Origin of the sequence: Staphylococcus sp. GDY8P196P, from assembly GCF_017891705.1 — a bacterium.
GTDB lineage: Bacteria > Bacillota > Bacilli > Staphylococcales > Staphylococcaceae > Staphylococcus > Staphylococcus ureilyticus.
Genome location: NZ_JAESJS010000014.1, coordinates 85,520 through 94,047, shown reverse-complemented (window position 1 = coordinate 94,047; position 8,528 = coordinate 85,520). Strand labels below are relative to the sequence as shown.

10 protein-coding genes and 2 tRNA genes are annotated in these 8,528 nt (G+C 32.1%); all 12 read right to left on the bottom strand.

What is annotated here, in order from left to right; all coding sequences use genetic code 11:
- Window positions 1–33 precede the first annotated feature (33 nt).
- Window positions 34–107, bottom strand: a tRNA-Gly gene (locus KA814_RS08990).
- A gap of 35 nt (window positions 108–142) precedes the next feature.
- A tRNA-Leu gene (locus KA814_RS08985) sits at window positions 143–225 on the bottom strand.
- 346 nt (window positions 226–571) lie between these two features.
- Entirely contained in the window at window positions 572–1,024 is a 453-nt protein-coding gene (locus KA814_RS08980) for a SprT family protein (protein ID WP_064209859.1), read from the bottom strand.
- Window positions 1,017–3,167 (bottom strand): Tex family protein, encoded by a 2,151-nt coding sequence (locus tag KA814_RS08975; protein WP_064209858.1) that lies wholly within the window; start codon window positions 3,165–3,167, stop codon window positions 1,017–1,019. Before KA814_RS08975 ends, KA814_RS08980 begins: the two co-directional genes overlap by 8 nt.
- A gap of 143 nt (window positions 3,168–3,310) precedes the next feature.
- The gene (gene sigB, locus KA814_RS08970; protein WP_046207790.1) at window positions 3,311–4,081 is read right to left on the bottom strand and encodes an RNA polymerase sigma factor SigB; all 771 of its coding nucleotides are present in this window, start codon (window positions 4,079–4,081) and stop codon (window positions 3,311–3,313) included.
- Window positions 4,056–4,538, bottom strand: coding sequence for an anti-sigma B factor RsbW (gene rsbW, locus KA814_RS08965; RefSeq protein WP_064209857.1), 483 nt, complete (start codon window positions 4,536–4,538; stop codon window positions 4,056–4,058). The genes sigB and rsbW overlap by 26 nt, the downstream gene beginning before the upstream one ends.
- 1 nt (window position 4,539) lies before the next feature.
- The gene (locus KA814_RS08960; RefSeq protein WP_046207788.1) at window positions 4,540–4,866 is read right to left on the bottom strand and encodes an anti-sigma factor antagonist; all 327 of its coding nucleotides are present in this window, start codon (window positions 4,864–4,866) and stop codon (window positions 4,540–4,542) included.
- A gap of 68 nt (window positions 4,867–4,934) precedes the next feature.
- On the bottom strand, window positions 4,935–5,936 hold the full coding sequence (locus tag KA814_RS08955; protein ID WP_046207787.1) for a SpoIIE family protein phosphatase: 1,002 nt from the start codon (window positions 5,934–5,936) through the stop codon (window positions 4,935–4,937).
- Window positions 5,937–6,278: 342 nt separating this feature from the next.
- Window positions 6,279–6,641, bottom strand: coding sequence for a type II toxin-antitoxin system PemK/MazF family toxin (locus KA814_RS08950; protein WP_019468010.1), 363 nt, complete (start codon window positions 6,639–6,641; stop codon window positions 6,279–6,281).
- Complete coding sequence (mazE, locus tag KA814_RS08945; RefSeq protein WP_046207786.1) at window positions 6,638–6,808, bottom strand: type II toxin-antitoxin system antitoxin MazE; 171 nt, start codon at window positions 6,806–6,808, stop codon at window positions 6,638–6,640. The genes KA814_RS08950 and mazE overlap by 4 nt, the downstream gene beginning before the upstream one ends.
- An 87-nt stretch (window positions 6,809–6,895) precedes the next feature.
- Complete coding sequence (gene alr / locus KA814_RS08940) at window positions 6,896–8,044, bottom strand: alanine racemase (RefSeq protein ID WP_064209856.1); 1,149 nt, start codon at window positions 8,042–8,044, stop codon at window positions 6,896–6,898.
- Window positions 8,045–8,150: 106 nt separating this feature from the next.
- A complete protein-coding gene (acpS, locus tag KA814_RS08935) occupies window positions 8,151–8,501 on the bottom strand; it encodes a holo-ACP synthase (protein ID WP_046207784.1) in 351 nt (116 codons plus the stop codon).
- Between the last annotated feature and the right edge of the window lie 27 nt (window positions 8,502–8,528).

Here is an 8,528-nt window from a genome sequence, read left to right as displayed (position 1 = left end):
TCAGTTTTCAATGTTCATTTTAATATTTCATAATGGAGCGGGTGATGGGAATCGAACCCACAACATCAGCTTGGAAGGCTGAGGTTTTGCCATTAAACTACACCCGCATATTTTCATATAAATGATATGTAATGTATTTTGATGCGGCCGAGAGGACTTGAACCTCCACGGGATAAATCCCACTAGGCCCTCAACCTAGCGCGTCTGCCATTCCGCCACGGCCGCTCGGTTGACGCTAAAATTTTCCGTTCATCAAGTTAACGTACTCAATTGTAATATGTTTGAAATGTTTTGTCAATAAGTTTTTAAAATTTCTTTAACAAACTTAATAAGTCCTTCATTTAATTTCATATTATTTTCGCAACGTTTAATATCATATAACATAAATTATATATCGTCAACACATACAAATAACGAATTAGAGTAAAATATTCATTTTTATTTATTTTATCTAATTAAATGCACAAATTTCATATAATTATATCGTCTTTTTAATATCAAACGTGTAAAGTGATTCTTAAATAAAAAAGAGCTGAAAAGTATCAGCTCTCTTGCTACTTAAATTCACTATTTAAAAATGGCTTTGTTCTATCAATTTCCCTTTGCAATGTCCACAAAGCATTTTATTTAAATTCACTTTTCTTATTCTAGCATATTTCACACCACAGTTTGAGCATTTATAGATGTACCTAACTCGATTCTCATAGCTTTCAACTGCTGAACAAAATCTCGGGGCACCTGTTTGCGCACTGAGTAACTTGAAATCTTTATCTTTGTGTTTATATCCTTTTCCTTGTATATGAAGATGGTAATGACATAATTCATGTTTAATAATATCAATAACTGCCTTTTCACCGAAAGCGTCATATTGCTTTGCATTTATTTCTATATTGTGTGTATTCAGTATATAACGCCCCCCAGTTGTTCTAAGTCGTTTATTAAAATAAGCTTTATGTTTAAACGGCCTTTTAAAAATTGTGATAGAAATAGACTCTGTCATGCTTTGTAATTTTTCATTATCCATGAGGATCAATCATAGTTAGTGATACTTTCCCTTTCTTGTCATCAATATCTAATATCCAAACATCAACAATATCTCCAACACTGACAACATCCATTGGGTTTTTAACAAATTTTTTAGATAATTTTGAAATGTGTACAAGGCCATCTTGTTTAACACCAATATCAACAAAGGCTCCAAAGTCAACCACATTTCTTACAGTTCCACTTAACTTCATATCTTTCGATAAATCTTCAATCGATAAGACATCCGATTTTAATATTGGTGTCTCAAATTCATCACGTGGATCTCTATTTGGTGCAATTAACGACTTGATAATATCTTCAAGGGTGGGTTCGCCAATGTTTAGCTTTGTAGCCATGTCAGTCAAATCCACATGATTTAAAGCTGCTTTCAAATCAGCTTTTCCTAAATCATCTGCACTAAAACCAATCTCACTTAACAATTGATAAGTTGCTTGGTAACTTTCTGGATGAATTGATGTATTATCTAAAGGTTCGCTACCATTGATAATTCTTAAAAAACCAATACTTTGTTCAAATGTTTTAGCACCTAACCTTTTTACTTTGGCAATATCCTTATTGTGTTTAATAGGCCCATTTTCTTCACGGTATAAAATTATGTTTTGGGCTATAGTCGAAGACAGACCCGACACATATTGCAATAGTGAGCGTGAAGCTGTATTTACATCAACACCTACTTGGTTAACAGCTGTTTCGACAACAAAAGTTAACGCGCCCTCCAATGCTTTTTGGTTAACATCATGTTGATATTGACCAACGCCAATTGATTTTGGGTCAATTTTTACAAGCTCACTTAACGGATCTTGTACCCTTCTTCCAATCGAAACAGCACTACGTTCTTCTACTTGAAAATCTGGGAACTCTGAACGAGCGATTTCTGAAGCAGAATAAACAGAAGCTCCAGCCTCGTTAACAATTATAAATTGTGTTTTTAATTTATGTTTTTGAATCATTGAAGCTACAAATTGTTCTGTTTCTCTACTAGCTGTACCATTACCGATAGCAATTAAATCAACATCATAGTTATTTACAAACTGAACAAACGTTTTCTCCGCGTCTTCCTTTTTATTTACTGGTGGATGCGGGTATATTACTCCTTTAGCTATAAAAGTGCCAAAAGGATTTATTACAGCCAATTTACAACCTGTTCTAAAAGCAGGATCCACTCCTAGAATTTGTTTCCCTTTCATTGGTGGTTGTAATAATAAATTTCTTAAATTTTCGCTGAATACATCAATAGCATGTTTTTCAGCTTTTTCTGTTAGGTCACCTCTTATCTCTCTTTCAATCGAAGGCATGATTAGTCTTTTCAAACTATCAGCAATCGCATTTTCAATAATTGTTGAACCTTCATGATGATGAATCATTTCATGCTTACGAATAAAATTCTCAATGCCTTGAATATCCATATCTATTTTAACTGATAGTATTTTTTCTTTTTCTCCCCGATTGATTGCTAATGTTCTATGATTTGCAATTTTTTTAATTGGTTCTGAATAATCATAATACATTGAAAAAATCTCTTGGTCATCCTCAGCATTCTTTTTCTTTTGTGTAACAATTTTGCCATGCTGAAAAGTGTCTTTAAGTATTTTAGTTCTATATTTAGGTTCATCTGAAACTTTTTCTGCAATAATATCTTGCGCACCTTGTATTGCTTGTTCTATATTTTCTATTTCTTCATTGAAAAATTGAGTTGCTTTTTCTTCTATTGTCATTTCTAAACTAGGATTTTTGAGCCATTTTGCAAAAGGTTCTAAACCTTTTCTTTTCGCTTCCGTAGCTCTTGTTTTCTTTTTCTGTTTATAAGGTCTATATAAATCTTCAACTCTTTGTAGCTTTGTTTGCTTTAAAATGTCATTTTTTAATTCTGTAGTCAGTAAACCTTGTTCTTCTATATTATGTATAACTTCTTCTTTTCTTTTTTGAAGATTAACCATATATTGATATTCATCATTAATTTGTTTTATTTCTACTTCATCTAACCCGCCAGTCTGTTCTTTACGATAGCGTGCAATAAATGGTACTGTATTTTTTTCTTCAAGCAACGTTAATACTGCATTAATTTGTTTACTTGAAAATTTATATTTTTCTTTTATAGATTGTATTAAATTACTATCCATAGTATCCTCCACTCATAAATAAAAAATTTATTACTAATACTTATATATTCTAACATATAACGTTATCTTGATTCTTTTCCTAAAAATAATCGAAGTATAAAAAAGCAGAATTCATTAAATGAATTCTGCTTTAAGCATATATTTTATTGGTTTGCTGCTTCTTGAAGTTTCTTAATTGCTGTTCGTTGTAACCGGGATACATGCATTTGACTTAAACCTATTCTTTCACCTGTTTCTTTTTGACTTAAACCTTCAATAAATGTGCACTGTATAATCTCTCTTTCCCGTTCAGATAAAATTGGGAGTATTTTTTCTAATATCATACGCTTTTCAGTTAAATCATAATTATCATCTTGTTGCCCCATAATATCTAATAATGTAACAGTCGATCCGTCTTTATCCGCTTCAATGGAATGGTCTACACTTAATGCATTATAACTTTGACCCATTTCCATAGCTTCGAGCACATCTTCTTCATTGACTTCCAACCTATCGGCAATTTCAGCAATAGAAGGTGAGCGCTCTAACTCATTTGTCAATTCATCAGTCACTTTCTTAATACGGGGTCCAATTTCTTTAATTCGCCTAGGAACGTGCACACTCCACGTTTTATCACGTAGATAACGCTTAATCTCACCAATTACAGTTGGTACTAAAAAAGCTTCGAACTTTCTATCAAAAGATAGGTCGAATCGGTTAATTGCACCAATTAAACCAACCATACCAACCTGAACGAGATCTTCGTGATGAGATTGACCTTTTGAATATTTATATGCCAATGATTCAATCAACTTTTTATAATGTTTAACAAGTTTATCTTGAGCATCTGAATTCTCATTATTTTGATGCTCCATTATCCACTGGTTGATTTGTTCAGGTGATACGTCATTAACTGATTTCGACTCTCTCGCCATTATTTCGCACCTGCTCTTTTTTTATATACTTAATCATGCTAATGGTTACACCAGAGTTTTTATCCACTGTAACTTCATCCATTAAAGATTCAATTAAAAATAAACCAAGACCTCCCTCTCTAAGGAAATCTATATTTTCATTGTCTTTATATGGTCCTAATTTTGCTTTTGTTTCTTCATAATCGAAACTTTCCCCTTGATCGGAAATTACTATTTTAATTTTATCATCAAAAATTTCAAAACAAAGGTTAATCATTCCTACATCCGTAGCATCGTTTTTATATGCGTGTTTTACTGCATTTGTTACTGCTTCACTCACTGCTATTTTGGCATCTTCTATATCGTCATATGACGCCCCAGCACGTGAAAATACACCTGATAGAGTCAAACGTATTAAGCTTACATACTCTGCTGATGCTGGTAAACGCATTTCTATATAATCTTGTTTAAGTTGCATGTTATTCGACCTCCGTTCCTTCATTAACATGCATCAAATCTTTTAAACCTGTGATATCAAATAGTCGACTTATTCGATCTGAAGCACCTAATATATATAATTCTTTATCGTTTTGATTTAAAGCCTTTAATGTTCCAACAAATAGTCCTAAACCGGTTGAATCCATATAACTAACATTTTCTAAATTTACATATATATCATGCGTTCCCTCTTGTCTCATCGGCATGAGTACTTCTTCAAGTTCTGGAACAGTATAAACATCTAATTCTCCGCCAACTTTAACTTCATAATGTGTATCATGTGATATTGTTTCAATATTTAGATTCATAAATTACACTCCTAAGCATAGTCTCATTAATAACCGTTATACCCTTTTATTTTAATCATTAATCTTATCTAATTCACTCTTTTTATTATCAATATTGTTAAATCGTCTCTTTTTTCTGGATTTTGAATTTTTAAAATTGCTTCATATAAAAGTTGAACAATGTCTTGTGGATGCATATGTTTATACTTTTTTATCATATCTAGTAAATAACTTTTATCTAAAAAGTCACCAGCTTCATTTCTTACTTCTGTGACACCATCTGTAAAAATGATAACTAAGTCATCTAAATGAACGGGTATTTCTTGTTGATTGTATCGTGTTTGTTGGCTAACACCTAAAACGCGACCTCTCACTTTAATTTCCTCAAATGTTTCGGTTTCAGCTCTATAAATATACCCTGGCTCATGGCCAGCAGAACTGCAATATAACAAGTGGTTTAATTCTTCATACAGTCCATAAAACATCGTTACGAACATATTTTGATTCACATTTTTTTCTACCACGCGATTCAATCGTTTAAGACCATCGCTTGGCAATTGGGAATGCCCATATGAATCCATACCAAATTTGATCATACTCATAGCTAAGGCAGCAGGTATACCTTTACCTATAACATCTGCTACTGCAAAACTCATCGTACCGTCTTTATGATCTATTAAATTAAAGTAATCGCCACTAACCTTTTGCGCAGCTACGGAAATTACACCGATTTGAATACTATCGAATTGAGGAATATCTGTCTTAAGCATCGTTTGCTGTAAACGGGATGCTAAGTCGATTTCTTTATCATGATATTGTAATCGATTTACAAGATCTTGATAATCTCTATAATTATAGCCAAATCCTTTTACTACTTCTTTAAGTACGTTGAATGTTTTAGAAATTTGTTCACTACTTAACTCTAATGCTTGAACATAATTTTTATGAATTTCAACGATATCTTCTGGTAGCAAGTCTTTTCTTTTCACTTCTTCGGTGAAGCCTTCACACTTTTTTAATAAATCTGTCTCATTTACTGTGTGTAGACTTTCGTCAATTAGCGCTTTATATTGATTTTTGAACTCTTTCACTCAGTATTTCCTCCTCAAAATGCAAATATAAATCGCATACATCGGTTTTAACAAGAATATATTCTGTTATATGTATGTGTATTAAATATTTAATCAAGCAATACAGTTTTGTTTCTAGCAAAGTGAGATGTTTTTAAATACATACTTTACGTTGATATCGAAAAAAGCTTTAGGATAACCTAAAGCTTTTCAACTTAAACATCCTATTCATAAATATTTGATTACAAACACATGCTTTATTTTCTCTGTTCTATTTCAAATTATCTTGGAATTAAGTGTTTGTTGCATGTATAAGGAATTGATGTCTGTTATTCGTTATTTTATTACGCTCACTTTTAAAAATTATGTTCTATGATTTCTAATATTATGTAAACCTAGGCTAATATCTATAGCATTATTAACTTCTTGCATTTTTTCTTCAGATAGATATGTCAGTTTTTCTTTTAATCTGTTCTTGTCTAACGTCCGTATTTGCTCTAACAATATAACAGAATCTTTGTCGAGTTTATACTTGCTTTTTTCTATTTCTACATGTGTAGGTATTTTAGCTTTATTAATCCTACCTGTAATTGCAGCTACAATTACGGTAGGACTATACTTGTTACCAGTATCATTTTGTATAATGACTACGGGCCTTATTCCCCCTTGTTCAGAACCCTGTACTGGTGACAAATCAGCTAAATAAACGTCTCCTCTTCTCATCATTCATTGTTATTCTTAGATATAATGTAGACTTCATTGCAATCGCAAGCTTCACATTCAAATGGAAATGCTTCCGCCGCAAGGGAGAGATTCAAGTCAGCCATTTGCGAATAGCCTTCTTTTAATAGTTGTTCAATACTATGATTTCTGCTTTGATTAAAACTTGCCATGAATAAAGACCTCCATGTGACTAAAATAGAATATATTGAGATTTCTTGTTAGATATATAATAACAAATTTTAAATACAGTGACTATACTATTTTAGTAATTCATTAAGGATTTCTAGGTCTTGAGTACCATAATAGATACGTGGCAATCTCCTATTTAAGCGACATAAAACTTCATAATTGATAGTATGTTGTTGATATGCCAGCGCTTCCACAGATTGTTCACTGTCTGAATGATGATCCAACAATATCACTTTATCACCAGTTTGAATTTCTTCTGGAATTTTTATAATTATTTGATCCATGCAAACTTTTCCAATAATTTCACATTGTTTGCTGTTAACATTTACATTAAATCCGGTCATCATTCTTGGAAATCCATCTGCATAACCAACAGGAATAATACCTATTTTTGTAGGTTCTGTCGCTGTATAAATACTGCCATAACTCACAGATTCGCCTGGTTGCAAGACTTTTGTTTGTACAATTTCACTAATCCATTGCGCACTTGGTTTTAAATGTATTTTCACACTGTCTTTAACATAACTTGAAGGATAATAACCGTATAATGATATACCCACCCGCACTGAATTACAGAATTGGCTATCTTTCATTAATGCGCCTGCAGAATTTTGCGAATGTATATACTGTGGCTTTTCTTCTTCATTGACAATTGATTCAAATAAACTTTGTTGCTGATTCATTGATTCTCCAGGTTCATCTGCACATGCAAAATGCGTAAATACCCCTTCAAATACTAAATGATCATGATTATGGATTAACTCAATAACTTCTTTATATTCCGCTGCATCTTTAATACCTAATCTTCCCATGCCAGTATCTATTTTTACGTGTAACCATAAATCTTTGTCGTTATCTTCTGGAATTTCTTTTAACGCTTCAACTAACCATGCTTTTGATGGAATAGTGATTGCTACACGATGTTGTATGGCTTTATTAATATTATATGTAGGTATAACTCCTAATATTAAAATTTTAGCATCTATACCGTGCATTCTTAATTCTATCGCTTCATCCAAAGTTGCTACGCCAAAAAAATCAGCGCCATGATCCATAAGGTAACGTGCGATTTTCACGCTGCCAAGGCCATAAGCATTCGCTTTTACGATTGGCATCACCGTTTTATTTGGGTGTAATTTTTGGAAAACTTGAAAATTTGCCACAATTGCATTTAAATCTACGTTTAAATATGTGGATCTATAATACTTATCAGTCATTAAACGAGACCTCCATTTCAAAAATAAAGTTACACTTTGACATACATTAAATTAATTTTATAACAATTAAATAAAGATAGCCAAAACTTTATATTAAAATCGTTTTTTATTTTTCTATAATGACTTGGCTCATTGCGTAATGTTCTGTGTGTGAAATACTTACATGAACTGTAAAACCATCATAATGTATACATGGTTTTCCAAGTTCATCATTAAAACAATCTATTTCATTTAATGCTATAGTTTTTCCAAGTCCTGTACCGAGCGCTTTGCTAAAAGCTTCTTTACAGGTAAATCTTCCCGCTAAAAATTCTATTTTACGCGTTTCACTTTTAAATTGATGAAAGTGTTGTTGCTCATTTTTTGACAATACACGTTCTACCAATTTGTCTTGTCTATAGTAAAGTTTTTTTATTCTAGCTATTTCTATTAAATCAACGCCTATACCATGTATCATTAGCTACTCCTGCCTTTCTATGACAAG